Origin of the sequence: Tepidanaerobacter acetatoxydans Re1 (assembly GCF_000328765.2) — a bacterium.
GTDB classification, from domain to species: Bacteria; Bacillota; Thermosediminibacteria; order Thermosediminibacterales; family Tepidanaerobacteraceae; genus Tepidanaerobacter; species Tepidanaerobacter acetatoxydans.
Window position 1 is genome coordinate 1,298,461 of sequence record NC_019954.2, and the last position, 25,392, is coordinate 1,323,852.

At 34.3% G+C, this 25,392-nt stretch carries 24 protein-coding genes; all 24 read left to right on the plus strand.

Annotation, left to right across the window (positions count from 1 at the left end; translation table 11 throughout):
- Positions 1-11 precede the first annotated feature (11 nt).
- The 24 genes from rpsB to TEPIRE1_RS06370 all read left to right on the plus strand — a co-directional run bounded on the left by rpsB (position 12) and on the right by TEPIRE1_RS06370 (position 25,353).
- On the plus strand, positions 12-713 hold the full coding sequence (gene rpsB / locus TEPIRE1_RS06255) for a 30S ribosomal protein S2 (protein ID WP_013778323.1): 702 nt from the start codon (positions 12-14) through the stop codon (positions 711-713).
- A 68-nt stretch (positions 714-781) separates the two neighbouring features.
- Positions 782-1,399 (plus strand): translation elongation factor Ts, encoded by a 618-nt coding sequence (gene tsf / locus TEPIRE1_RS06260; RefSeq protein WP_013778324.1) that lies wholly within the window; start codon positions 782-784, stop codon positions 1,397-1,399.
- Between the two features lie 97 nt (positions 1,400-1,496).
- Entirely contained in the window at positions 1,497-2,210 is a 714-nt protein-coding gene (gene pyrH, locus TEPIRE1_RS06265; RefSeq protein ID WP_013778325.1) for a UMP kinase, read from the plus strand.
- Between the two features lie 30 nt (positions 2,211-2,240).
- On the plus strand, positions 2,241-2,774 hold the full coding sequence (gene frr, locus TEPIRE1_RS06270) for a ribosome recycling factor (RefSeq protein ID WP_041591531.1): 534 nt from the start codon (positions 2,241-2,243) through the stop codon (positions 2,772-2,774).
- A gap of 157 nt (positions 2,775-2,931) precedes the next feature.
- Entirely contained in the window at positions 2,932-3,690 is a 759-nt protein-coding gene (locus TEPIRE1_RS06275) for an isoprenyl transferase (RefSeq protein ID WP_013778327.1), read from the plus strand.
- A 4-nt stretch (positions 3,691-3,694) separates the two neighbouring features.
- Positions 3,695-4,507, plus strand: a complete 813-nt coding sequence (locus TEPIRE1_RS06280; RefSeq protein WP_013778328.1) for a phosphatidate cytidylyltransferase — start codon at positions 3,695-3,697, stop codon at positions 4,505-4,507.
- Positions 4,504-5,583: a sporulation integral membrane protein YtvI gene (ytvI, locus tag TEPIRE1_RS06285; protein ID WP_013778329.1), complete on the plus strand. Its 1,080-nt coding sequence runs from the start codon at positions 4,504-4,506 to the stop codon at positions 5,581-5,583. The genes TEPIRE1_RS06280 and ytvI overlap by 4 nt, the downstream gene beginning before the upstream one ends.
- Before the next feature lie 11 nt (positions 5,584-5,594).
- Positions 5,595-6,641, plus strand: a complete 1,047-nt coding sequence (rseP, locus tag TEPIRE1_RS06290; protein WP_231848332.1) for an RIP metalloprotease RseP — start codon at positions 5,595-5,597, stop codon at positions 6,639-6,641.
- A gap of 64 nt (positions 6,642-6,705) precedes the next feature.
- Positions 6,706-7,782, plus strand: a complete 1,077-nt coding sequence (gene ispG / locus TEPIRE1_RS06295; protein ID WP_013778331.1) for a flavodoxin-dependent (E)-4-hydroxy-3-methylbut-2-enyl-diphosphate synthase — start codon at positions 6,706-6,708, stop codon at positions 7,780-7,782.
- 50 nt (positions 7,783-7,832) lie between these two features.
- A complete protein-coding gene (gene proS / locus TEPIRE1_RS06300; protein WP_013778332.1) occupies positions 7,833-9,269 on the plus strand; it encodes a proline--tRNA ligase in 1,437 nt (478 codons plus the stop codon).
- A 147-nt stretch (positions 9,270-9,416) separates the two neighbouring features.
- Positions 9,417-10,055: a glycosyltransferase family 2 protein gene (locus TEPIRE1_RS06305; protein WP_013778333.1), complete on the plus strand. Its 639-nt coding sequence runs from the start codon at positions 9,417-9,419 to the stop codon at positions 10,053-10,055.
- Between the two features lie 37 nt (positions 10,056-10,092).
- The gene (locus TEPIRE1_RS06310) at positions 10,093-14,361 is read left to right on the plus strand and encodes a PolC-type DNA polymerase III (RefSeq protein WP_013778334.1); all 4,269 of its coding nucleotides are present in this window, start codon (positions 10,093-10,095) and stop codon (positions 14,359-14,361) included.
- A 207-nt stretch (positions 14,362-14,568) separates the two neighbouring features.
- Positions 14,569-15,042: a ribosome maturation factor RimP gene (locus tag TEPIRE1_RS06315; protein ID WP_013778335.1), complete on the plus strand. Its 474-nt coding sequence runs from the start codon at positions 14,569-14,571 to the stop codon at positions 15,040-15,042.
- Entirely contained in the window at positions 15,039-16,112 is a 1,074-nt protein-coding gene (nusA, locus tag TEPIRE1_RS06320) for a transcription termination factor NusA (RefSeq protein ID WP_013778336.1), read from the plus strand. Before TEPIRE1_RS06315 ends, nusA begins: the two co-directional genes overlap by 4 nt.
- Positions 16,102-16,368 carry an RNase P modulator RnpM gene (gene rnpM / locus TEPIRE1_RS06325; RefSeq protein ID WP_013778337.1) on the plus strand — a complete coding sequence of 89 codons (267 nt, stop codon included), beginning with the start codon at positions 16,102-16,104 and terminating at the stop codon, positions 16,366-16,368. The genes nusA and rnpM overlap by 11 nt, the downstream gene beginning before the upstream one ends.
- Positions 16,365-16,694, plus strand: a complete 330-nt coding sequence (locus TEPIRE1_RS06330) for a L7Ae/L30e/S12e/Gadd45 family ribosomal protein (RefSeq protein ID WP_013778338.1) — start codon at positions 16,365-16,367, stop codon at positions 16,692-16,694. The genes rnpM and TEPIRE1_RS06330 overlap by 4 nt, the downstream gene beginning before the upstream one ends.
- Positions 16,687-18,684, plus strand: a complete 1,998-nt coding sequence (gene infB, locus TEPIRE1_RS06335; protein WP_013778339.1) for a translation initiation factor IF-2 — start codon at positions 16,687-16,689, stop codon at positions 18,682-18,684. Before TEPIRE1_RS06330 ends, infB begins: the two co-directional genes overlap by 8 nt.
- Positions 18,685-18,708: 24 nt before the next feature.
- Entirely contained in the window at positions 18,709-19,080 is a 372-nt protein-coding gene (rbfA, locus tag TEPIRE1_RS06340) for a 30S ribosome-binding factor RbfA (RefSeq protein WP_013778340.1), read from the plus strand.
- A 1-nt stretch (position 19,081) separates the two neighbouring features.
- Positions 19,082-20,065: a DHH family phosphoesterase gene (locus TEPIRE1_RS06345; RefSeq protein WP_013778341.1), complete on the plus strand. Its 984-nt coding sequence runs from the start codon at positions 19,082-19,084 to the stop codon at positions 20,063-20,065.
- Positions 20,049-20,951: a tRNA pseudouridine(55) synthase TruB gene (truB, locus tag TEPIRE1_RS06350; RefSeq protein WP_013778342.1), complete on the plus strand. Its 903-nt coding sequence runs from the start codon at positions 20,049-20,051 to the stop codon at positions 20,949-20,951. The genes TEPIRE1_RS06345 and truB overlap by 17 nt, the downstream gene beginning before the upstream one ends.
- Positions 20,952-20,960: 9 nt before the next feature.
- Positions 20,961-21,887: a bifunctional riboflavin kinase/FAD synthetase gene (locus TEPIRE1_RS06355; RefSeq protein ID WP_013778343.1), complete on the plus strand. Its 927-nt coding sequence runs from the start codon at positions 20,961-20,963 to the stop codon at positions 21,885-21,887.
- A gap of 126 nt (positions 21,888-22,013) precedes the next feature.
- Positions 22,014-22,283: a 30S ribosomal protein S15 gene (rpsO, locus tag TEPIRE1_RS06360; RefSeq protein ID WP_013778344.1), complete on the plus strand. Its 270-nt coding sequence runs from the start codon at positions 22,014-22,016 to the stop codon at positions 22,281-22,283.
- Between the two features lie 156 nt (positions 22,284-22,439).
- A complete protein-coding gene (locus TEPIRE1_RS06365) occupies positions 22,440-24,542 on the plus strand; it encodes a polyribonucleotide nucleotidyltransferase (RefSeq protein WP_013778345.1) in 2,103 nt (700 codons plus the stop codon).
- Positions 24,543-24,639: 97 nt separating this feature from the next.
- A complete protein-coding gene (locus TEPIRE1_RS06370; protein WP_013778346.1) occupies positions 24,640-25,353 on the plus strand; it encodes a polysaccharide deacetylase family protein in 714 nt (237 codons plus the stop codon).
- Positions 25,354-25,392 lie beyond the last annotated feature (39 nt).

A 25,392-nucleotide genomic window follows, 5' to 3' on the forward strand; every position in this document is an offset into this window, starting at 1 on the left:
GAGGTGAAAGAATGTCAATTATTTCAATGAAACAATTATTAGAAGCCGGGGTGCATTTTGGTCACCAGACAAGAAGATGGAATCCCAAGATGAAAGATTATATTTTTACTGAAAGAAACGGGATTTACATTATCGATCTTCAGAAAACTGTAAAAAAAATCGAAGAAGCATATGAATTTGTTAAAAATATTTCTGCAGAAGGCGGTAGCATTCTTTTTGTCGGGACAAAAAAGCAGGCTCAGGAATCTATTCAAGAGGAAGCTCAAAGATGCGGTATGTTTTATGTTAACCAACGATGGCTCGGTGGGATGCTTACCAACTTTAAGACTATTAGAAAAAGAATAGACAGACTTCATGAATTAGAAAAAATGGAGGAAGATGGTCTTTTCGAAATACTGCCTAAAAAAGAAGTACTTAATTTACTGCATGAGAAAGAACGTTTAGAAAAAAATCTAGGCGGTATAAAAGACATGACAGAACTCCCACAAGCAGTGTTTATTGTCGATCCAAGGAAGGAAAGGATAGCTATTCAAGAAGCTCGAAAGCTGCAAATTCCAATAATAGCAATTGTTGATACGAATTGTGATCCAGATGAAGTAGATTATATAATACCAGGGAATGATGATGCTATAAGGGCGGTTAAACTATTAACCGAAAAAATTGCTGATGCTGTAATTGAGGGTAGACAAGGCGAGCAGATGGAAGCCGAATAAGCATATTTTAGGTAAGGGACTATATACTACCCTTACCTTTTATTTCAAAAACAGGGGAGGTTTTATTTATGATCACTCCAGAACAAGTTAAGGAGTTGCGTGAGCAAACGGGTGCAGGAATAATGGATTGCAAAAAAGCCTTAGTCGAAGCAGATGGCGACATTGAGAAGGCTGTTATAGTATTGCGTGAAAAAGGATTGGCTAAAGCAGCTAAGAAGCAAAACCGTTTGGCATCTGAGGGAATAATAGAATCCTACATACACGGAGATGGCAGGATAGGCGTATTGGTAGAGGTTAATTGTGAGACCGACTTTGTTGCTCGAAATGAGGAATTTCGAAGCTTTGCTAAGGATATTGCTATGCAAATAGCCGCTTCAAATCCTAGATATTTATCGCGAGAGGATGTTCCTCGTGAGGTGGTAGAAAAAGAAAGAGAAATTCTAAAAACACAGGCTATAAACGAGGGTAAACCTGAAAAGATTGTTGAAAAGATTGTTGACGGGCGAATTGAAAAATTTTATGAAGAAAATTGCCTTTTAGAGCAACCTTTTATAAAAGATCCTGATAAGAATATTTCTCAACTGATAATGGAGAAAATAGCTATTATCGGTGAAAATATAACTATTAGTCGTTTTGCGAGATTCGAGCGGGGCGAAGTTATAAAAGACAATACTTCTAGCGTTTGAACAGTTAAAAAAGAGACACCATTTCCAGTGTCTCTTTTTTAAAAAGGAGGATTTTGTAATAAAATATAGAATTCATTTAGCAAAGAGAGGGTTCCGGATGCAAAAACCAGTTTATAAAAGAATCATTTTAAAAATCAGCGGTGAAGCATTAGCTGGCAGCAAAGGTTTTGGTATCGATCAACAAATACTGAATTCAATAGCGGATCAAATTAAAGAAGTCCATAATCTTGGCGTTGAGGTAGCGATAGTTGTAGGCGGTGGTAACATATGGAGAGGCAGAGATTCAGAGCAAATGGATAGAGCAACGGCAGATTATATGGGGATGTTAGCTACTGTAATTAATGCACTTGCCTTGCAAGATGTTTTAGAAAACAGAGGAGTTCAAACAAGAGTTCAAACTGCTATAGAAATGAGAGAGGTAGCAGAGCCATATATCAGAAGAAGAGCCATAAGACATCTTGAAAAAGGAAGAGTGGTTATTTTTGCTGCGGGAACCGGCAACCCGTTCTTTTCAACGGATACCACTGCTGCCCTAAGGGCTGCTGAGATAGAGGCGGAAGTAATACTGTTGGCGAAAAAAGTTGATGGAGTTTATGATTCTGATCCTCTACTAAATACTGCGGCGCAAAAATATGATTCTCTCGATTATATTGATGTACTAAATAAGGGTTTAGGTGTAATGGATTCAACGGCAACTTCTTTGTGCATGGATAATAATATCCCAATCATTGTTTTTGGCATAAATACGCCTGGTAACATAAAAAGAGTGATACTAGGCGAAAATATAGGCACATTAGTAAGGGGGAGTTGATTAAATTTGGACAAGAAGATTTATACTGAGATGGAAAACCAAATGAATGAGGTATTGGTAAATTTAAAGTCGGAGTTTACCACTATAAGAGCCGGTAGGGCATCTGCAGCACTTCTTGATAAAATATATGTAGATTATTACGGTTCGCCCACTCCTGTAAATCAAGTTGCTTCTGTCAGTGTCCCGGAACCTAAAATGATTCTAATACAGCCGTGGGACTTAAAAATGCTTGGGGTCATAGAGAAGGCTATTTTAAAGTCAGATCTTGGCCTTACGCCAAATAACGATGGTAAGGTTATAAGACTGATTCTACCGGAACTGACCGCTGAAAGAAGACAGGAACTTGTAAAATTATCTAAGAAAAAAGCCGAAGAGGCCAAAGTATCCATTAGAAATATTCGCAGAGAATATAATGATGTTTTAAAGAAGATGGAAAAAAACAGAGAAATTTCCGAGGATGATTTAAAGCGTTCACAGGAAGAAATTCAAAAAATAACCGATAAATACATAGATGAAGTTGAAAAGATATTAGCTAATAAGGAAAAAGACATAATGGAAGTATAAACTCAATTATATTTTTATTTACCACATAGACCATTTTATTTTTTTAAAATTACTGAGTGCAAAGATTTATCCAGTCGAGGCAGTTGACTAAGGGTAAGAATCCCCTCGGTGGAGGGGATTCTTTTGCGTAAATTGTGTAGGAGGAATATGAGATAGAATGTCTATGAATGATTCTAAACCTATGTTAGAGAAATTAAAAATGCATAATATGCCAAAACATATTGCTATAATAATGGACGGCAACGGACGGTGGGCAGAAAGTAAGAGCCTTCCCAGAATAGCTGGCCATTGGGCAGGAGCCGAAACGCTTAAGAATATTGTAAGCACTTGTTCAAAATTAAAAATCCAAATTTTAACCGTATTTGCATTTTCGTCTGAGAACTGGAAAAGGCCTGCTGAAGAAGTAAATTCATTAATGAATCTTTTATTGTATTATCTAAAAAAAGAGGTTGAAGAATTACACCGAAATAATATAAGAATTATTGTAACTGGTGATTGGGAAGAGTTACCTGATAAAGTTGCTAAACAAATTAAAAAAAGCATAATAATAACACAGAATAATTCCGGACTTGTTTTGAATATTGCATTGAATTATGGTGCTCGTAAAGAAATATTATTGGCTTGCAAGAATATATGCAGTGATGTTTTAAAAGGCGATCTGATTATTGATAAAATCGATGAAGAGCGATTTAATAAGTATTTATATACTCATGATTTACCGGATCCGGATTTATTGATAAGACCCAGTGGTGAGTTACGGATAAGCAATTTTTTACTCTGGCAAATTGCTTATACTGAATTATGGTTTACGGAAATATTTTGGCCCGAGTTTAAACCGGAGGATCTGTTAAAAGCTATATATGATTATCAAGCACGCGAACGAAGATTTGGAGGGCTAAAAAAACAAAGCAGGTGAATTGATGCTTATAAGAACTATAAGTGCTATTATCGGTATGCTGATATTGGGATATGGTATAAATACTGGTGGTTGGTTCTTTTATATAGGGATAACTGTTCTAAACTTATGTGCTATTTATGAACTTTATAATGCCTTACAAAAAGCAGATATACATATAAATTTCATTTTAAATTCAGTTTTTGCAGTTGTGCTATTATATTTTGTTAATTTTTCTTATAAATTCGATTTTATCTTAGTTTATTTTTCTATAGTATTAATACTCATATTGACATTTTTATTTAGTTTAATAAATAATTTTCACAGCCGTTTAAGTGATGCTGTTTTTAGTGTATTTTCATTTGTATATACCGCACTCTTATTTATGAGCATTATACTAGCCAGGAATCTTCCTAACGGAACGAACTTAACTTGGTGGATATTTGTTACAATTTGGGCTTGTGATACAGGAGCTTTTTTTGCCGGTATTTGGTGGGGCAGAATACCTCTAGCGCCAAATATTAGTCCGAAAAAAACTTTAGAAGGAAGCTTAGGCGGTATTTTATTAAGTGTAATAGTATGCACTATTTTCAAAATATATTTTCTGCCGGAAATAAGCAATCTATATGCTGTGATATTAGGTTTTTTAATCGCATTTGCTTCTCAAGCAGGTGATTTATCGGCTTCTTTAATTAAACGGTATTGCAAGATTAAGGATTTTTCAAATATCATTCCCGGTCATGGAGGAATTCTTGACAGATTAGACAGTGCTCTTTTCTCTTTTCCTGTGGCATATATTTATATTATATTATTACTTCAAAAAGGTGGTCTCCAATGAAAATAAAAACCACTTATACCCCGATCGTTTTTCTAATCCTTGCTATAATTTTCACTTCACTAATCATTGTTTTAGCCTTAAAACATTTACTGCCGTTAGTTATAGGGATAATTTTAGCCATATTGATTGATCCCATAGTAAGTTTCATTGAAAGAAAAACAGGCTTTACCAGAGGTGTAATTACTGCGATAGTCCTTACTGCGATATTCTGTGGATTAGGCTATGTTTTTTTTCTTATAATCGCACGCTTTACTTTTGAACTAGCAAGGCTTATAAATCTTATACCTTACCAGCGCGATTATTTTAACACTATTTTAGATAAGGTTTTTCTATTTATAAATAGCTTTTTTTCAAGGATTCCCGAAGAAATATTGACATATGTAAAAGCAAACTTAAATCAAATATTGTCAACAATTACAGGTTCGATATCGGATTTTTATAGTCTTTTAGTTAATAAGATATGGATGGTTCCTAATTTATTTGTTAGCGCCTTTGCCATAATAGTATTTGTGTTTTTATTTACTTATTTTTTGACCAAGGACAAGGATAAAATCATAGAAGCTATAAAGAACTTATTTCCAGAGCAGTTTCAGGAGCAGGTAAAATTACTCCAAGTCGAAATTATATTCTCCTTTTTTAGATTGATAAAAGCACAAATAATTTTAGTTATTATTTCTGCAGTTATAACCGTTATCGGCTTTTATATTTTAAGAGTAGATTATGCGCTAATTTTAGGGATAATTTGCGGGCTATTGGATATAATGCCTTTGTTTGGGCCCAGCTTAATATTCATACCGTGGATTATTTATTCGATTATTGTTCATAATATAAATTTCGCTGTGGGTTTGTTGCTATTATATGTTATAATTATTGGAAGCAGACAGATTTTGCAAGCCAAAGTAATCGGTCAGAATCTTGACGTAGATCCCTTGTTAACTTTAATCTCCATCTATCTGGGGATAGAAATGCTGGGTTGGAAAGGATTATTTATAGGACCTTTGGTAGTTGTCGTAGTTAGAGCTCTGATTCATTCAGGAATAATACCTCCATTGACTAAAACTACAAAGAAAGTATAAAATTACGGAAGGTGGAAATATTGCTAACCTTAGTTACTTCGATAATAGTTTTTGGTATGCTTGTTTTTTTTCATGAATTCGGTCACTTCATTTTTGCAAAATTATCTGATATAAAGGTTAATGAATTCAGCCTAGGTTTTGGACCACAAATATTAAAAATAAAGCTGAAAGAAACTGAGTATTTCATACGGGCACTTCCTTTTGGCGGTTACGTAAAAATGGAGGGAGAAGATTCTAAAACTACTGATCCCAGAGCTTTTAACAATAAACCAGCATTAGTAAGAATGGGTGTTGTATTAGCGGGGCCTATAATGAATTTTCTTCTAGCTGTACTTTTACTGGCAATTATTAGTTTTTCTTCAGGGATTGCTACAACAAGCGTTACAGTTATCCCTGGGGAACCGGCTGAACAAGCTGGAATCCGCAATGGAGATCAAATATATGCTATAAATAATGAAAAGGTTAACTCCTGGGATGAAATAGTAGATATAATTAGTAATAAACCGTATGAAGAAATAAACATAACGGTGCTTAGAAATGGCGATTTTATTTCATATAAAGTAAATACAGCGGCAGAGCCACAGACACAGCGAGGAATTATAGGCATTAAAACTGTTGTAGTCAAACATTCTTTGAGTAAGAGTCTTGGGTTTGGAGTCGAAAAGACTTTTTGGATTTCAAAAATGATATTGGTAGGTCTATCTCAAATGATAACTGGTAACGCAAAAGTCGATGTGGTAGGCCCTGTAGGAATGTTTCAAATAGTAGGTGAAGCAGCTAAGGTAGGTATTTTTCAACTTTTATATATCGCAGCTCTAATAAGTATAAATTTAGGATTATTTAATCTTTTTCCTATTCCTGCCCTAGATGGCGGTCGAGCCATTTTCTTGTTATTAGAGCTTTTAAGAGGCAAATCAATTGATCAAGAAAAAGAAGGCTTAATACATTTTATTGGATTTGCTTTATTGATGTTTTTAATGATAGTAGTTTTATTCAAAGATATAAAGGAACTGGATTTGATAAATTTGATGAAACAGTTTTGGTTAAAAATGCAATAATAAAAATTTACTGAACATATATTTTAAGCTCAGATTTATTTGGTAATTAACTGGAGGAGCTATGATGAATAATTACGGTATAAAAGATAGACGTAAGTCTAAAAAAATTATGGTTAGTAATGTCGGTATTGGAGGGGACAGCTCCATCAGCGTTCAGTCCATGACAAATACAAAGACATATGATGTAAAAAGTACCATACAACAGATACATGCTTTAGAAGAATATGGCTGTGATATTATCAGGGTAGCTGTCCCGGATCAAGAAAGTGCTGAAGCTATATCCAAGATAAAAAGGCAAATTCATATACCCTTAGTGGCAGATATCCAGTTTGATTATCGTTTGGCGATTGAATCCATTAGGCAGGGTGCCGATGCTATCAGAATAAATCCAGGAAACATCGGTGATGCCGAAAGGGTCAGGGAGATTGTTCAGCTAGCCAAAGCTTATCAAATACCTATCAGAATAGGTGTCAATTCAGGGTCCATTGAAAAGGATTTACTTCACAAGTATGGCAAACCCACACCTGAAGCAATGGTCGAAAGTGCGTTAAGACATATTGAAATTTTAGAGAACATGAATTTTAGCGATATAGTAGTTTCACTTAAGTCTTCTGACGTGCTTTCAAATATATTGGCATACAAAATGATGGCTCTGAAAGTAGATTACCCTTTGCACTTGGGTATAACAGAAGCCGGAACATTAATAAACGGTACAGTAAAGTCTTCAGTAGGTTTAGGGATTTTATTGTATGAAGGAATTGGTGACACAATTCGAGTATCTTTGACAGGGGAACCGTCAGATGAGGTAAAAGTGGGCATTGAAATATTAAAAAGCTTAAATTTAAGAGAAGGCGGAATAAATTTGATTTCATGTCCAACATGTGGTAGAACTGAAGTTGATTTAATCAGTATAGCAAAAGAAATTGAAGAAAAGCTTGCCAATGTGAAAAAGCCACTGAAGGTAGCAGTTATGGGGTGCATAGTAAACGGCCCGGGTGAAGCCAAAGAAGCAGATATCGGTATTGCAGGCGGCAAAAAAAAGGTTGCAATATTTAAAAAGGGTGAGATAATAAAGACTGTATCTGAAGAAGATGCTGTTTCAGAGCTTATTCGAGAAATAAATGAGATAGTGAACATCTAAAATATGTTATTATATTTTAAGGGAAAGTTGAAGGAGGTAATACTTGAACTATGGAAAATGACTTTGTAAAGGAAATAACACCAAAAACTGAAGATTTTTCACAGTGGTATGTTGATGTGATACTTAAAGCCGAACTGGCAGATTACTCACCTGTTAGAGGTTGTATGGTTATAAGGCCTTATGGCTATGCCTTGTGGGAAAATATACAGCAGTTATTAGATGATCGTTTTAAAGCTACTGGCCATAAAAACGCGTATTTTCCTCTCTTCATTCCAGAATCTCTTCTTCAAAAAGAAGCCGAACATGTAGAAGGTTTTGCTCCGGAAGTGGCTTGGGTTACTCACGGAGGAAACGAAAAGCTAGCCGAACGTTTGGCGGTAAGACCTACTTCCGAAACTATAATATGTAATATGTATTCTAAATGGATAAAATCCTGGCGAGACCTGCCAGTTCTAATAAATCAATGGTGTAATGTAGTTAGATGGGAAAAAAGCACGAAGCCATTTTTACGTACTGCTGAATTTTTGTGGCAAGAGGGGCATACAGCACACAGGACTAAAGAAGATGCCGAAGAAGAAGCTTTAAGGATGCTTGAAGTTTATAGAGATTTCGTAGAAACAGATTTGGCACTACCCGTAATAAAAGGTGAAAAGTCAGATAATGAAAAATTTGCCGGTGCTTCTAAGACATATACTATAGAAGCATTGATGAGTGACGGAAGAGCTCTTCAAGCGGGAACATCTCATAATTTAGGCCAGCATTTTGCTAAAGCTTATGATATTACTTTTTTAGATCAGGACGGCCAGCTTAAGTATGTTTGGCAGACATCATGGGGTATTACTACTCGATTAATTGGTGCCATTGTTATGGTCCATGGCGATGACCGTGGTTTAAAAATTCCTCCAACTATAGCACCTATACAAGCAGTTATTGTACCGATTTTTGGCAGACAAACTGAATTAGTGTTAAATAAAACCAATGAAATTTTTACTAAACTTAAAAGTGAAGTAAGAATTGAGCTTGATGATCGCGATGAATATACGCCAGGATGGAAATTTAATGAATGGGAAATGCGGGGAGTTCCGGTTCGTATTGAGATAGGTCCAAAAGATATTCAAAGACAGCAGGTGGTTCTTGTGAGAAGAGACACAGGAGAAAAATTTACTGTAAGTGAATCTGAGTTACTGCCCCGCTTAAAAACCCTATTGGATGAAATACAAGAAAACATGTTTAATCAAGCTAAAAGATTCATGCGGGAAAACATCAGGAAAGTTGATAATTTTGATGAGTTTAAACAAATAATAGATACGAAAAGAGGTTTTATAAAAACACATTGGTGCGGAAATCCAGGATGTGAAAAATATGTAAAGGAAGAAACCGGAGCCACTCTCAGGTGTATCCCTTTTTCTGAACAATCAACTTTAGGACGATGCATAGTATGTAATAAAGAATCGAATATTATTGCTTATTTTGCAAAATCCTATTAAAAAATAGCATTATAAAAAATTCCCTATTTAACTTTATGAGTAAATAAAACTAGAAATATTTAATTATTTTGTTAAAGCTTTTTAAAATCTTAGTTAGTAAATTTGTGTTTGCCAGACAAATTAAATTGCAAAGGGTGATTTACACCTATGAAAATTGCTGTGGTAATACCTGCATACAATGAAGAAAAAACCATAGGTAATGTTTTAAAACCCTTGTCAACCCACAAACTAATAGATGAAATTATTGTTATAAGTGACGGCTCGAGTGATAATACTGCAAAAATAGCCAAATCTTATAAGGCTTGCGTAATTGAGCTTGAGAAAAATCAAGGAAAAACAAATGCTGTCTTAATAGGCGTTAAAAATACGGATGCGGATATAATCCTAATGCTAGATGCAGACTTAATAGGCTTGAAGGATGAACATATTACGAGCCTTTTACAGCCTATTATTGATAAAAAAGCTGATATGACTATAGGGATATTTAAATCCGGGAGAGGAGCTACTGATTTAGCCCAAAAAATCGCACCATTTCTTTCGGGTCAGAGAGCTATATCAAGATCAGTTTTTTATAAACTTGAAAAACACAATGTAAAAGATTATGGTATTGAAATGGCACTTACTTTAATGGCCGAGAAAGAAAAAGTAAGGGTTCAGCGAGTTTATCTTCCTAATTTAACTCATGTAATGAAAGAAGAAAAAAGAGGTGCTTTTTTAGGCTTTATATCCAGAATAAAAATGTATGTGGATATAATATCTAGTGCTATAAAATTCAAATTTAATTAAAATAATTTTTTCTTTTTTGATGTAGAGGGATTATAGTATGATCAACCTTAAAAATATATTTAAAGAAGAGGATTTAAAAATATTTGAAGCTGAAGAAAAGAGATTGTTAACAAATATTATATTAGAGAACATAGTTGTTTCAAGGGAAAAGAAAGACTTAGATATTTTTTTACTTTCAGAACACGTTTTAACCGAACAAATATTAATTAAAATAAAAAATATATTATTGTCTCATTTGCCGCATACTAATAATATTTTGTTTCATTGCGTCAAAGTAGATAATAAAAATAAAGCTCAAGCGCTAGTTACAAAAGTATGGAAAGACCTTTTAGAACACATATTTACTGAAGCTCCGGCATCACAAATGTGGATGCTTAACAGCTATTGGGAATTAAATGAAAAACATCTGAATATTTATGTTGAACCTAGCGGAATAGAGTTTTTAAAAGAACGTAAGGTATGCCCTATTATAGAAAATTTTTTCACAGGTTTAGGGTATCCTTTAAAAGTTGTTTTTAAAGAAAAGACTGAGGAAAGTATAAAAGAAAACACATATGACATTTATGAAGAGGAAAAAGAAATAATAGAGTCTATCCTCAAAGAAAATGAATTTAAAGGTAATGGAATTGATGATGATAACTTATCTCCAAATATAATTGGAAGAATAATTTCAGGCAATTCAACTCCTATAGGTGATTTTATTAGTGAAACTAACGATATTATCTTTTCTGGCGAGGTCTTTAATATTGAAAAACGTGAATTAAAAAATAAGACAATAATGCTTACATTTGGTTTAACTGACTATACTGGTTCAATTTTAGTAAAAATATTTCTTTCAGGTGAACAAAAATCCTTAGAATTTAGATTTAAAGAAGGCCTTTGGTTAAAAGTTCGCGGGAAAATAGAAAAGAGTAAGTACAGTCAGGAGTATGAATTGATTCCGTTTGATGTTAATATTGACAAAAAGCCTGAAAGGATGGATACAAAACCTGAAAAAAGGGTTGAATTACACTTACATACACGATATAGTTCTATGGATGCCTTATGTTCACCGACAGAGGTTATTAAAATGGCTAAAAAGTGGGGACATAAGGCAGTTGCCTTTACTGATCACGGTGTATTGCAATCTTTCCCCGAAATATATGAGGCTTCAAAAAAAATCGGCATAAAGCCGATTTATGGGGTTGAAGCATATATATTCGATGATGAGAATCCTGTTATAATATCGCCTCCGGATAAACCAATCAAAGATGTGACATTTGTAGTTGTTGATATAGAAACAACCGGACTTTGTTTTGATAATGATGAGATTATAGAAATAGGTGCTGTAAAGATACTTAATAATGAGATTATTGATAGGTTTAGTTCCTTTATAAAACCCCAAAGACTCATCCCGACTAATATTATAAATCTCACAGGAATAACAAATGATATGCTAAAAACCGCAAGGCCTATTGAAAAGGTTCTTCCATCCTTTATGGAATTCTTAGGTGATGGAGTATTTGTGGCTCATAACGCAGAATTTGATTCTGGATTCATAAGAAGGGAAGCATCTAAGCTCGGAATTCCCTTCAAAAATAATATACTGGATACTTTAGCTTTAGCCCGAATAATTTTTTCCAAGTTAAAAAACCACCGATTAGATACTTTGGCAAAAGAATTAAATATAAAAATGGGATCTCACCATAGAGCTATTGATGATGCAAAGACTGCAGCGCTTATATTGCAGGAGCTCCTCATAAAGGTAAATGAAGCAGGTATAAATAATCTTTCTCAAATAAATGATATTTATAAATTAAAAAAGGGCGCAACAAACCTAAGTTCTTATCATGCTACGATTCTTGTAAAAGACAATATTGGTTTAAAGAATTTATATAAACTTGTATCTGTATCACATTTAGATTTTTTCTATAGGCATCCTCGTATACCAAAATCTTTACTTAGAACTTATAGAAAAGGTTTATTAATTGGAAGCGGATGCCAAGCAGGTGAGCTGTTTCAGAGCTTGCTCCATTTTTGTAGCTATGAAAAAGTCAAAGAAATATCAGGGTTTTATGACTTTTTGGAGATTCAACCACTACACAATAATGCCTTTTTAATCGATGGCGGGTATGCAAGCGGAATGCAAAGACTCGAGGAACTGAATCGTAAAATATATGATATAGGGAAAAATTCAGGAAAGCCTGTAGTAATGACTGGTGATGTGCACTTTGCTAATCCCGAAGATGAAATACTTAGAAAAATTCTTCTAAATGCTCAGGGATTCCAAGATGCTGACAAAGAATCGAGATTATATTTTAAAACTACTGATGAAATGTTAAACGAATGCAAATATCTTGGAACAGAAATAGCAAATGAAGTAGTTATAAAAAATCCAAATATTATAGCAGATGAAGTAAATGACGGGATTGTACCGTTTCCAGACGGACTATATCCGCCTAAAATTGCAGGCGCTGAACAAGAAATCATTGACATGACTTATCGGCAAGCTAAGAAACTTTACGGCGAAAAATTACCTCCTATTGTTGAAAAAAGGATAAAACATGAATTAAATTCTATTGTTAATAATGGCTATGCTGTAATATATCTTATAGCACATAAGCTAGTAAAAAAATCTATGGAAGATGGGTATCTTGTTGGATCCAGAGGGTCAGTAGGTTCTTCTCTGGTTGCTACCATGTGCCAAATTACGGAAGTTAATCCATTGCCGGCTCATTATTTATGTCCGATATGCCAAACGTCTATATTTGAAGAAGATAAGCAAGAAATAGTGGGTCCGGATTTACCTGATAAAAATTGCCCCAAATGTGGAAGTCGTATGAAAAAAGAAGGTTTTAATATCCCTTTTGAGGTATTTATGGGTTTTGAGGGAGATAAAATCCCTGATATTGACTTAAACTTTTCAGGAGAATATCAGTCAAAAGCTCACAAGTATACTGAAGAATTATTTGGAGAGCATCATGTATTTAGAGCTGGGACTGTTTCAACCATAGCACAAAAAACAGCTTTTGGCTTTGTTAAGGCATACTTAGAAGAAAAACGTATGCAGCTACCCAATATCGAGTTAACCCGTCTTTCTGCTGGGATTACGGGCGTTAAACGGACGACAGGTCAACACCCCGGAGGCCTAATAATAGTTCCAAAGGATAAAGAAATCTTTGAATTTACACCAATACAACATCCCGCCGACGACAAGGGTTCAGGGGTTATTACAACTCATTTTGAATATCATTCTATCAGCGATCGACTGCTAAAACTAGATTTATTAGGTCATGATGATCCTACAGTCATTAAAATGTTAGAGGAAGAAACAGGTATAAACGTGCAAGAAATACCTTTAGATGATGCAGAAACTATGAAAATCTTTTCATCTCTTACACCATTAAACTTGGATCCAAAGGTTTTAGGAACATCAGTGGGAACACTGGGAGTTCCCGAATTTGGGACCAGGTTTGTTAGGCAAATGCTCGAAGATACGCGTCCGACTTCATTCTCAGAACTGGTTAGAATAAGCGGTTTATCACATGGCACGGATGTATGGCTTAATAATGCACAAAACATTATAAAAAATAATATTGCAACATTAAAAGATGTAATTGCTACCAGGGATGACATAATGATATATTTAATAAACAAGGGAATTAATTCTAAAACAGCCTTTAACATTATGGAAGACGTAAGAAAAGGTAGATGCCTGAAACCGGAATACGAAAAACTATTAATGGAAAATAGTAATATAGATTCATGGTTTATTGAATCATGCAAGAAAATTAAATATCTTTTTCCAAAGGCTCATGCCGTAGCCTATGTAGTGATGGCTTTTAGAATTGCATATTTTAAAGTGCATTTTCCAGAAGCCTTTTATGCAACTTATTTTACTGTTAAGGCAGACGATTTTGATGCTGAACTAATTTTACAGGGCCCTAAAAAAATTATGGAAACAATGAATGAAATTGAAAAGAAAGAAAAAGAGGCCACCGCTAAAGAAAAAAATATTTTTACACTGTTAGAAGTAGCTCATGAGATGTATATGAGAGGTATCCAATTTGTTCCCATAGATTTATATAAGTCAGATGTGAAAAGATTTAAAATAACAAAAGACGGTATATTGCCACCTTTATCGGCATTGCAAGGCTTAGGGATTACAGCGGCTCAGAACATAAAAAAGGAAAGAAACAAAGGAAGATTTACTTCAATTGATGATTTACAACAAAGGACAAAGATAACTAAAACTGTTGTCCAGATTTTGAAGCAAAATAGCATATTAAACGGCCTTCAGGAAACTGATCAAATAAGTTTGTTTTGAGTTGCATTCGACAAGTTGCTGTGTTATAATTTAAAGGGTAGTAAACGGACATTATTTATTGAGGTGAAACTTGGAGTGGGTAAATTCCCACTCTTTAATATTATAAGACTAATTCTTCATTTTATAAGAATGTTTTTCTATTACTAATGTCATTTTAATTTATGCCAAACTAAATAAAACTTTTGGTTTTACAGGAGTGATTATACTATGCTGAAAGATGAATCTATGAAGAAACTATGGAATTTGGGTTATAAAGCCGTTGAAGCAGCAGGGTTTGAATTAATCGATATGGAATTTGTAAAGGAATCTGGAAATTGGTATTTAAGATATTATATTGATAAGCCTGGTGGGATAACCATTGATGATTGTCAGACTGTGAGTGTAGAAGTTGGCAGACTTCTTGATATTGCTGATCTAATACCATGCAGTTATATTTTAGAGGTATCTTCTCCAGGGTTAGAAAGACCGATAAAAACGGACAAGGATTTTTTAAGATACATCGGTTCATTTGTAGAAATTAAAACCTTTGAAAAGATTGGTGATAAGAAGGTTTTCACGGGGATTTTAGAGGATTATTCAAACAATACTGTTACTGTTAAGAATGGAGAATGTTATTTAATTCCGAAAGAAAAGATATCATCAGCTAAGTTAAAATTCAAATGGGACGGGGATCGAAAATGAATATAGAATTTATCGAAGCATTGGCACAAATAGAAAAAGAAAAAGGCATATCAAAAGACATTCTATTAGATGCACTTGAAGCATCATTAATATCTGCTTACAAAAAGAATTATGGTTCTTCTCAAAATGTATCTGTCAGTATCGATAGAGATACGGGGGAAGTAAAAGTATTTTCTAAAAAGGTAGTTACGGACGAAGTAAAAGATACACTCCTTGAAATTGATATTAATGAAGCATACACATTTAACCCAACTGCAAAAATCGGTGATGTTATTTCCATAGAAGTAACTCCAAAAAAATTTGGCCGAATAGCTGCACAAACAGCAAAACAGGTTGTAATGCAAAGAATACGAGAAGCTGAAAGGGACTTAATATTTGAAGAATACTCTGGGAGAGAAACCGATATAGTTACAGGTATAGTTCAAAGATTTGACAAAAAAAATGTTATAATTGATTTAGGTAAAACTGAAGCTATTCTTCCTACTGGAGAGCAAATAAGCTCTGAGGAGTATGTTCAAGGTAATAGAATAAAAGTTTATATACTTGAAGTTAAGAAGACTACCAAAGGCCCTCAGATAACTGTTTCACGATCTCATCCCGGACTTGTAAAAAGGTTGTTTGAATTAGAAGTGCCCGAGATTTATGAAGGTATTGTAGAAATTAAGGGAATAGCTCGAGAAGCTGGTTCTAGAACAAAAATAGCCGTATACTCAAAAAATGAAAACATTGATCCGGTAGGTGCTTGTGTCGGTCCCAAAGGATCAAGAGTCCAGTCAATTGTGGATGAACTTAATGGGGAGAAAATAGATATAATTAAATGGGATAAAGATGTGGCTGAATTTATTTCAAATGCCTTAAGTCCCGCAAAAGTGTTGAATGTTATTGTAGAAGAGAATACTAAAACAGCAAGAGTCACTGTATCAGAAAGTCAGTTATCATTAGCTATTGGAAAAGAAGGCCAAAATGCAAGACTTGCTGCAAGGTTAACCGGTTGGAAAATAGATATAAAGAGCAAGGATGGCAATTTTAATGCCAGTGATGATTTGAGAGGTGACGAAAGTGAAACGTAAGAAGGTTCCGATGCGTATGTGCATTGGGTGCAAGGAAATGAAACCAAAAAACGAATTAATAAGAATAGTTCGTACTACTGATGGTAAAATTGAAATAGATCCTACAGGTAAAAAATCTGGCCGTGGAGCCTATCTTTGCAAAAATGATAAATGCATTGAAGCATCGATGAGGGAGAACCAACTTTCTAAAGCCTTGGATTTTCGCGTAACAAAAGAAATGGTTTTAAACATCAAGGAGGAATTATTAAATTCATGAAATCCGATGAAGTCTTTTCTATATTAGGCATTACCCAAAAGGCAGGCAAGTTAATATCAGGCCTGGATTGTGTGGAAAGAAGCGTTAATGCCAATAAAGTTTTTTTGATAATTATATCCAAGGATATATCGGAAAACACCCAAAAAAAAATCAAGGAATTAAGCACCCGCAAAAATATAGCTATGATTTCGTGGGGAATTTCTGATGAATTAGGTAGAGCAATCGGCAAGAAAAAAAGAAAGGTGATTGGGATTACTGATAAAGGTATAGCAAAAGAAATATCTAGGCGTATTAATCTTTTAACGGGGGTGGGGGATATTGACTAAACTACGTGTATATGAATTAGCCAAGCAATTAGGAATTTCCAGTAAAAAACTCATTACGATTTTAGAAGATTTAGATGTAACTGTAAAAAATCATATGAGCACAATTGACGAAGATACAGCAAAACTAGTTATTGAACTAATTGAAGAAGAATCAGGAAAAGGTAAGAAGAAATCTGCTCAATCATATGATACTAAAAAAAGCGAGATTACCAGTACGAAAACTGAGGATAATAATAAAAACGAACGAAAAGTAATAACTATTCCCAGAAAAATAAGTGTTAAGGACTTAGGCGTTCTTATGGGAATTGAACCAGTTAAAATAATAAAGAAACTCATGGATTACGGTTTGATGGTAAACATTAATGCAGAAATAGATTTTGAATCAGCAAAGAAACTTGCCAGTGAGTTTGAATTTGACGTTACTGAAGAAAAAGAAGATGGTCAAGATCTATTAATAAAAGAGGAAAGTGATGATCCTAAAGACTTAAAACCTCGTCCCCCAGTTGTAACGGTAATGGGTCATGTTGATCACGGCAAAACATCTCTACTGGATGCTATAAGGCAAACGAGTGTTACAAAGCAAGAAGCAGGCGGTATTACTCAACATATAGGTGCTTCAGAAGTTGAAGTTAATGGAAAAAAGATTGTATTTTTAGATACCCCAGGGCATGAAGCTTTTACAGCTATGCGAGCCAGAGGTGCAAAAGTAACTGATATAGCAATATTAGTAGTAGCAGCGGATGATGGTGTAATGCCGCAAACTGTTGAGGCTGTAAATCATGCTAAAGCAGCAGGTGTTCCCATTATTGTTGCAATAAATAAGATTGATAAACCTGCAGCAAATCCGGACAGAATAAAACAACAGTTAGCGGATTATGGTTTAATTCCTGAAGAATGGGGTGGAGATACAATTTTTGTAAATGTTTCCGCAAAAGCAAAAACAGGGATAGACCAACTTTTAGAAATGGTTCTATTAGTGGCTGAAATGTCTGAATTAAAGGCTAACTACAACTGTAAAGCTCGTGGGGTTATAATAGAAGCCAAGCTGGATAAAGGTCGTGGCCCTATTGCTACCGTTCTGGTTCAAAGAGGAACCTTAAGAGTTGGTGACGGAATAGTTGCAGGTACATCTTATGGGAAGGTAAGGGCATTGTTTAACTCTCGCGGTAAAAGAATAAAAGCAGCAGGGCCTTCAATGCCTGTGGAAGTGCTGGGATTGTCTGAAGTGCCAACTGCTGGCGATATTTTAATAGCCGTATCAAGCGAAAAAGAAGCTAAGTCAATTGCTGAAGAGCAAAAGAATCTTCAAAAAGAACCAGAATATAATACACCTAAAAAAATATCATTGAACCGACTATTTGAAAAGCTTCAAAAAGGCGAAGTAAAAGATTTGAATTTGATAATAAAAGCTGATGTACAAGGTTCGATTGAGGCGATTAAACAAGCTTTAGAAAAGTGCTCGAGCGATCAAGTTCAAGTTAAGATAATTCATGGTGGTGTGGGGACAATTACTGAAAGTGATGTAATGCTTGCATCAGCTTCGGATGCAATAATTATTGGTTTTAATGTGCGACCTGATTCTAATGCAAAAAAGATGGCAGAAAAAGAACAAATCGATATAAGAACTTATAGAATCATTTATGATGTTTTAGACGATATTCAGCTAGCCATGAAGGGAATGCTTGAACCGGAATACGAGGAAGTAGTAATGGGCAGAGCAGAAGTTAGAGCATTATTTAAAGTTCCTACAATTGGTGTGGTAGCTGGGTGTTTTGTTACAGAAGGAAAAATTACCAGAAATTCACAAATCCGTGTAATACGTCAAGGAATTGTAATTCACGAAGGTAAGATAGCTTCCTTAAAGCGATTTAAGGATGATGTAAGAGAAGTTATGAGCGGATATGAGTGTGGTATCGGTCTTGAAAAATTCAATGATATAAAAGAGCAGGATGTTCTTGAGGCTTTTGTAATCAAACCGGTTAAGAGCTAATATTAGTATGAGGTGAATACTAAAGTGGACTTTTCTAGGAACGAAAGAATTGCAGAAGAAATTAAAAAAGGTATTAGTGAAATAATAAATAGTGATTTAAAAGATCCGCGCATTGAAGGGTTGATATCTGTTACTAAAGTTAAGGTAACAAAGGATCTTGGGCACGCTACAGTGTTTATTAGTTTTTATGGCGATAAAACAAAAAGAGATACTACTTTTGATGTAATTCAGAATGCAAAAAATTTTATAAGGCATGAATTAGCAAGTAAAATCAGAATAAAGTATATGCCTGAGTTATCCTTTAGAATAGATGAGTCTATTGAATACGGGATTCATATTAATAAATTACTAGAAGAAATTAAAAAACAGAAACAAGAAGAAAAAGAGGATAAATAACATGGATATTGTTGATGTTACTGCCTTTTATGAGGCTATTAAAAACAATAACAGTTTTATAATCACCTCACATATTGATCCAGATGGAGATAGTATAGGTTCTGTACTTGCATTGACTCTTGCTTTATTGAAAAAAGATAAAAAGGCAGTGCCGGTAATCAATGATGATATCCCTAAAAAATATGAGTTTTTGTCGGGAAGTAATTTAATTACAAAGAGAATTTCAGGTAATTATGACGCGTTAGTTGCTGTAGATAGTAGCGATGTTGAACGACTTGGTTTTAGAGAAGGCTTAGATAGATATGCAAATGTCATAATAAATATAGACCACCATAAAAGCAATACTAACTTTGGCAACTTAAACATAGTTGATAGCAATGCTTCTTCAGCTGGAGAAATTATATATGGGTTATTAGATGGCGAAATTGAAATAGATTATGATATTGCTCTTAATATTTTCACATCTATTGTTACCGATACTGGTTCTATGAGATATTCTAATACTACATCTTTGTCATTAAGGATTTTAGCAGATTTAGTAGATAAAGGCGTAAAACCGAATTATGTGAGTCGCCAAGTTTTTGAAAAAAGAAGTATCAGTTCTATCAATTTACTGAAACTAGCATTAGATACTCTTGAATTATCGGCTGATAATAAAGTAGCAAGTATCTATATTACAAAAGAAATGCTTGAAATTACCGGAGCCTTAGAGGAAGATATAGATGGTATCATTAATTATGCTAGAGAAATTGAAGGTGTGGAAGTAGCTGTACTTTTTAGAGAAAAAGAGGAATCACTTACAAAAGTTGGATTTAGGTCAAACGAGTGGATGGATGTAAGTAAGATAGCGGAAAAATTTAACGGAGGTGGCCATTTAAGAGCCGCAGGTTGTATTATGAAAGTTCCTTTAGAAAAAGCCCGTAAAATTGTTTTAAACACAGTAAGGATGTATATAATGGAGGGGTTTGGTGAAAGGTGTAATTAATGTATTAAAACCTGCGGGAATGACATCTCATGATGTTATAAATCATTTAAGAAGATTGTTAAAGATTAAAAAAATAGGTCATAGTGGAACTTTAGACCCTGCTGCCACCGGAGTGCTACCTGTTTTTATCGGTAAGGCAACAAAGGCTATAGAATTTTTTATGGAAGATGACAAAGAATATATATCTGAAATGCGTTTGGGAGTTACTACGGATACTGGCGATTTTCAAGGAAATATTATAAAGATTTATAATGGTCCTTTTAACATTGGAAAAATTAAATTTGAAGAAGTTCTTAAAGAATTTACTGGAGAAATTATGCAAATACCACCTATGTATTCAGCCGTGCATTATAAAGGAAAAAAATTATATGAATTGGCACGTCAAGGAATAACGGTAGAACGAAGACCTAGAAAAATATATATATATTCCATAGATTTACTTGAATTTGACGAAAAATCTGCTATTATTAATGTGGCTTGTTCAAAGGGCACATATATAAGAACTCTTTGTGAGGATATCGGCAATAAACTTGGCTGTGGAGCATGCCTTTCAGATTTGATTAGGACACGATCTGGGTCTTTTAAAATAGAAGATTCATTAACTCTTGAAGAGATTCAACAAAATCTTATAAATAATACATTTGAAAAGGTTTTAATCCCAATAGATCAGTGTTTGCAAAATATGCCCATGGTCATATTAAATCGAGAAGATAATATTTTTTTTATAAAAGGTAAAGTGTTATATGGCGATTTCGATTATCTAAGAGTGTATCTAGATAAATTTATTCGTGTTTATAACTTTAAAGAATTTTTAGGCATTGCAGTTGTGAAAGAAATCAAAAACCGAATTGCACTACAAGTATTTAAATCTTTAAAGCAGGATTGAGAGAAGCATATGAAAATATACCATGAATTGTCATCTTTACAAATAGCGAATTGCACAGCTTGCGGCATTGGAAACTTTGACGGTATACATAAAGGCCATCAAAAATTAATTAAAGAATTATTACGATCTTCTCAATTAAGGAATATCGATTCCTTAATTTTTACTTTTGAACCACACCCATCAAAAGTCTTATCTTCGGATAACAATGTAAAATTTATAATGACACCAAATCAAAAACAGCAAATAATGAAATCCTATGGAATAGACCACTTCATTTTGGCGCCTTTCACTTTGGAATTTTCCAGGATAAATTATAAGGATTTTATATACGATATATTAATCAATAAATGTAACGCAAAGGTCATAGTTGTCGGTTATAATTATAGATTTGGATACAAGAGTGAGGGTACGGCTCATACCTTAAAAGAGATATGCCATAAAGAAGGCATTGATACAATTATCATTCCACCTGTAAAATATAAAGGGCAAATTATTAGCAGTACTTTTATTCGAAACCTAATAGAAAAAGGCGATATGAAAAGCGCTGCTGAATTTTTAGGGCGTCCGTTTACCGTTGAAGGTTTTGTGCAACATGGAAACGGTATAGGTAAAAAGCTAGGTTTTCCTACTGCAAATATTTTACCAGAACAAGAACTCATACTGCCTCCCAGAGGAGTATATGCAGTTCTTGTACGTTGGAAAGATAATATATATAAAGGAGTGGCAAATCTAGGTATAAAGCCAACCTTTAATGGCGATAGTATATGGCTTGAGACGCATTTATTTAATTTTAGCAAAAAATTATATGGTGAAAAACTCGAGGTTATGTTTATTGACAATTTGCGTCGGGAAATTAAATTTAATACAGCCGAAGCTCTCGCAATGCAAATACAAAATGACTTTATAAGGGCTATGGAAATTTTAAAATTAATTTAAATTTACTTTTCTTGCATGTTATGATAAAATCTATTTGCGATATATGAACCCTTGCTCGGTTAATTGAGGTCTCCAACGATTTACTGGGCAATCGGGGATTTTATAGAATAAGGAGGTGAATGCAATATGGCATTGGTCAAGGAAACTAAACAGGCAATAATAAATGAATACAAAATTCACGAAACCGACACTGGTTCTCCGGAAGTTCAAATTGCTATGTTAACACACAGAATAAACCAATTAACCGAACATTTAAAGCAGCACAAAAAAGATCATCATTCTCGCAGAGGCTTGCTTAAAATGGTCGGTAAGAGACGTGCTTTGCTTAATTATTTAAAAGAGAATGACTTGGAACGTTATAAAAATCTTATTGAAAAATTAGAGTTAAGGAAATAAAGCGGGGTTTCCCCGCTTAAATTTTATTTTTTTTATTAAAACTCAATTATGAAGTTTAAATTGCCTTTTTATTTTAAAAGAAGGAAATACTAATTTTAGTGTCGAATAAAATCATTATTAAAAAGTTAAAAAAATCAAATAAAGGAGGATTATTTCTTGCCAGAATTTAAAACAGAAATAGGTGGTCGTAAATTAATCATAGAAACAGGCAAAGTGGCTCAGCAAGCCAATGGTTCAGTTATGATTAGATATGAAGATACTGTGTTATTAGTGACGGCTACAGCTTCTAAAAAGCCCCGAGAAGGTGTAGACTTTTTGCCGCTTACTATCGATTATGAAGAGAAATTATATGCCGTAGGTAAGATTCCCGGAGGTTTTATTAAAAGGGAGGGAAAACCCAGTGAAAAGGCCATCCTTTCGGCACGCTTAATTGATAGGCCGTTGAGACCTTTATTTCCCAAAGATTTTAGAAATGATGTACAGGTAATTGCTACCGTTTTATCAGTAGACCAAGACAATACTCCTGATATTGTTGCTATTAATGGTGCATCATGTGCATTGTGTATCTCGGATATACCATTTGAAGGTCCTGTCGGAGCAGTATCAGTAGGCTTAATTGATGGCAAATATGTAATAAACCCTACAGTGTCTGAAGCTGAAAAAAGTCGTCTCAGACTGGTAGTAGCCGGAACTAAAGAAGCAGTACTTATGGTTGAAGCTGGTGCCGATGAAGTATCCGAAAATGAAATGTTAAGTGCCATCCTCTATGGCCATGAGGAAATTAAAAAGATTATAGCTTTTCAAGAAGAAATAATTAATGAAATCGGTAAAACTAAAATGGAAATAACTGCGGAAGAAATTGATGATGAGTTAGAAAAATCGGTTCGCGAATTTGCAACTGAAGATATATTAAAAGCCATTAGAATTTATGATAAGCAAGAGCGAGAAGCTTATATTGATAAGATAAACGAAGATACTTTGCTGCATTTTCAAGACATTTATCCGGATACGGAAAAACAAATAACTGATGTATTATATGATATCCTAAAAGAAGAAGTAAGAAAGATGATTTCATATGAAGGCATTAGACCCGACGGCAGAACACCCAATCAAATAAGGCCGATTTCTTGTGAAGTAGGGATTTTACCTAGGACTCATGGCTCAGGCTTATTTACGCGCGGACAAACACAGGTTCTTACAGTAGCAACTCTCGGAGCTTTAGGTGATGTTCAGATTTTGGATGGTCTAGGTATTGAAGAGTCAAAAAGATATATGCATCATTATAATTTTCCGCCATATAGCACAGGTGAAACAAAAGTTATTAGAGGACCGGGGCGAAGAGAAATAGGTCATGGTGCCTTGGCCGAAAGAGCTCTTGAGCCAATGATTCCCTCAGAGGAAGATTTTCCATATACCATAAGATTAGTTTCAGAAGTTTTAAGCTCTAACGGTTCCAGTTCGATGGCAAGCGTATGCGGTTCAACACTTGCATTAATGGATGCCGGTGTACCTATAAAAGCACCTGTTTCAGGTGTAGCTATGGGCTTAATTAAGCAAGGGGATAAAGTTACAATTTTGACCGATATACAGGGTATGGAAGATTTTTTAGGCGACATGGATTTTAAAGTTGCAGGAACAAAAAATGGTATTACTGCAATTCAGATGGATATTAAAATAAAGGGAATTGATGAAGATATACTGAAAAGTGCCTTGCAGCAAGCAAGGGAAGGCCGTCTATTCATTATGGACAAGATGCTGTCGGTAATCCCTGAACCTAGAAAAGAATTATCTGCCTATGCTCCAAGAATATTTACGATTACTGTAGACCCGGATAAAATCCGAGACATTATAGGTCCGGGAGGGAAAACTATTAACAAGATAATTGCAGAAACAAATACAAAAATTGATATCGAAGACGATGGGAAGGTCTATATATCTGCACCTGAAGAGTCAGCGGGAATTAAAGCAATGGAAATAATTGATAAGATTACACAGGATGTTGAAGTGGGTCGAATATATATGGGTAAAATAATGCGTACGACTAATTTTGGAGCTTTTGCGGAGATATTGCCAGGGAAGGAAGGCCTAATTCACATTTCGAAGTTATCCAAAGAGAGAGTAAAACGGGTAGAAGATGTAGTAAAAGTTGGTGATGAGATCCTAGTAAAAGTAACTGATATTGATAAACAAGGTAGGATTAACTTATCGCACAAAGATGCTCTTAATGAAACACAAACTAAAAAAAGCATCGAAGCATAAACCGAATAATATCGGTTTATGTTTTTTTATGTCATAAAATATCTTTTTCAAAATACTATTTATGTAGAAACATAAAAGTAGAGAGGAAGGATATTTTATGAAGTTTTATATATTTAAGTTACCAAGAAAAACTTTTGGCATCATTTCTTTTTTTATTCTTACATTAGCATGGACTTTATTAAAAATACCATCTTCAGATATTCAAACCCTTGGCAAGTATGAGCCTATTTATGAAGGAAGAAATGATAAAAAGATAATAGCCTTTACATGTAATATTGCATGGGGCAATGAATATATACCACCATTACTAGAAGTTTTTAGTGACAATGATATAAAAGCCACATTTTTCATAGAAGGCAGGTGGGCTGAAAATTATCCCGATCTATTAAGACTGATCCATAATAAGGGACATGAAATTGGGAATCATGGATACAGTCATGCTCATCATAAACAGCTCTCCTACGAAGAAAATCTGAATGAAATAAAAAAAGCTGAATCAATTATTCAAGAAATAACAGGTAAAAAGACAACCCTTTTTGCACCTCCATATGGAGAGTTTTCAGATTTAACCGAGAAAGCAGCTAATGCAATGAACTACCACATGATAATGTGGACCATTGATACCATCGATTGGAAAAAGCCAGGAGTAGATTATATAATTAATAAGGTTCTGGATAATGCTGGTAATGGCAAAATTGTACTGATGCATCCTACCGAAGAGACTGTCAGAGCAATGCCAACAATTATTGAAAATCTACATCAACAGGGATTTAAAATTACTACGGTTGGTGAATTGTTGTCGGAAGAATAACTATAGTAAGATAAGAATAAAAGTTGAAATCTAACTATA

What these genes read in the sequence shown, in the direction of transcription:
- rpsO (WP_013778344.1), top strand. Translation starts at nt 22,014, where the DNA reads ATGGCATTGGTCAAGGAAACTAAACAGGCAATAATAAATGAATACAAA.
- TEPIRE1_RS06305 (WP_013778333.1), top strand. Translation starts at nt 9,417, where the DNA reads ATGAAAATTGCTGTGGTAATACCTGCATACAATGAAGAAAAAACCATA.
- TEPIRE1_RS06315 (WP_013778335.1), top strand. Translation starts at nt 14,569, where the DNA reads ATGCTGAAAGATGAATCTATGAAGAAACTATGGAATTTGGGTTATAAA.
- tsf (WP_013778324.1), top strand. Translation starts at nt 782, where the DNA reads ATGATCACTCCAGAACAAGTTAAGGAGTTGCGTGAGCAAACGGGTGCA.
- ytvI (WP_013778329.1), top strand. Translation starts at nt 4,504, where the DNA reads ATGAAAATAAAAACCACTTATACCCCGATCGTTTTTCTAATCCTTGCT.
- rpsB (WP_013778323.1), top strand. Translation starts at nt 12, where the DNA reads ATGTCAATTATTTCAATGAAACAATTATTAGAAGCCGGGGTGCATTTT.
- TEPIRE1_RS06280 (WP_013778328.1), top strand. Translation starts at nt 3,695, where the DNA reads ATGCTTATAAGAACTATAAGTGCTATTATCGGTATGCTGATATTGGGA.
- TEPIRE1_RS06310 (WP_013778334.1), top strand. Translation starts at nt 10,093, where the DNA reads ATGATCAACCTTAAAAATATATTTAAAGAAGAGGATTTAAAAATATTT.
- frr (WP_041591531.1), top strand. Translation starts at nt 2,241, where the DNA reads ATGGAAAACCAAATGAATGAGGTATTGGTAAATTTAAAGTCGGAGTTT.
- TEPIRE1_RS06355 (WP_013778343.1), top strand. Translation starts at nt 20,961, where the DNA reads ATGAAAATATACCATGAATTGTCATCTTTACAAATAGCGAATTGCACA.
- proS (WP_013778332.1), top strand. Translation starts at nt 7,833, where the DNA reads ATGGAAAATGACTTTGTAAAGGAAATAACACCAAAAACTGAAGATTTT.
- TEPIRE1_RS06330 (WP_013778338.1), top strand. Translation starts at nt 16,365, where the DNA reads ATGAAATCCGATGAAGTCTTTTCTATATTAGGCATTACCCAAAAGGCA.
- nusA (WP_013778336.1), top strand. Translation starts at nt 15,039, where the DNA reads ATGAATATAGAATTTATCGAAGCATTGGCACAAATAGAAAAAGAAAAA.
- TEPIRE1_RS06275 (WP_013778327.1), top strand. Translation starts at nt 2,932, where the DNA reads ATGTCTATGAATGATTCTAAACCTATGTTAGAGAAATTAAAAATGCAT.
- pyrH (WP_013778325.1), top strand. Translation starts at nt 1,497, where the DNA reads ATGCAAAAACCAGTTTATAAAAGAATCATTTTAAAAATCAGCGGTGAA.
- TEPIRE1_RS06370 (WP_013778346.1), top strand. Translation starts at nt 24,640, where the DNA reads ATGAAGTTTTATATATTTAAGTTACCAAGAAAAACTTTTGGCATCATT.
- ispG (WP_013778331.1), top strand. Translation starts at nt 6,706, where the DNA reads ATGAATAATTACGGTATAAAAGATAGACGTAAGTCTAAAAAAATTATG.
- TEPIRE1_RS06345 (WP_013778341.1), top strand. Translation starts at nt 19,082, where the DNA reads ATGGATATTGTTGATGTTACTGCCTTTTATGAGGCTATTAAAAACAAT.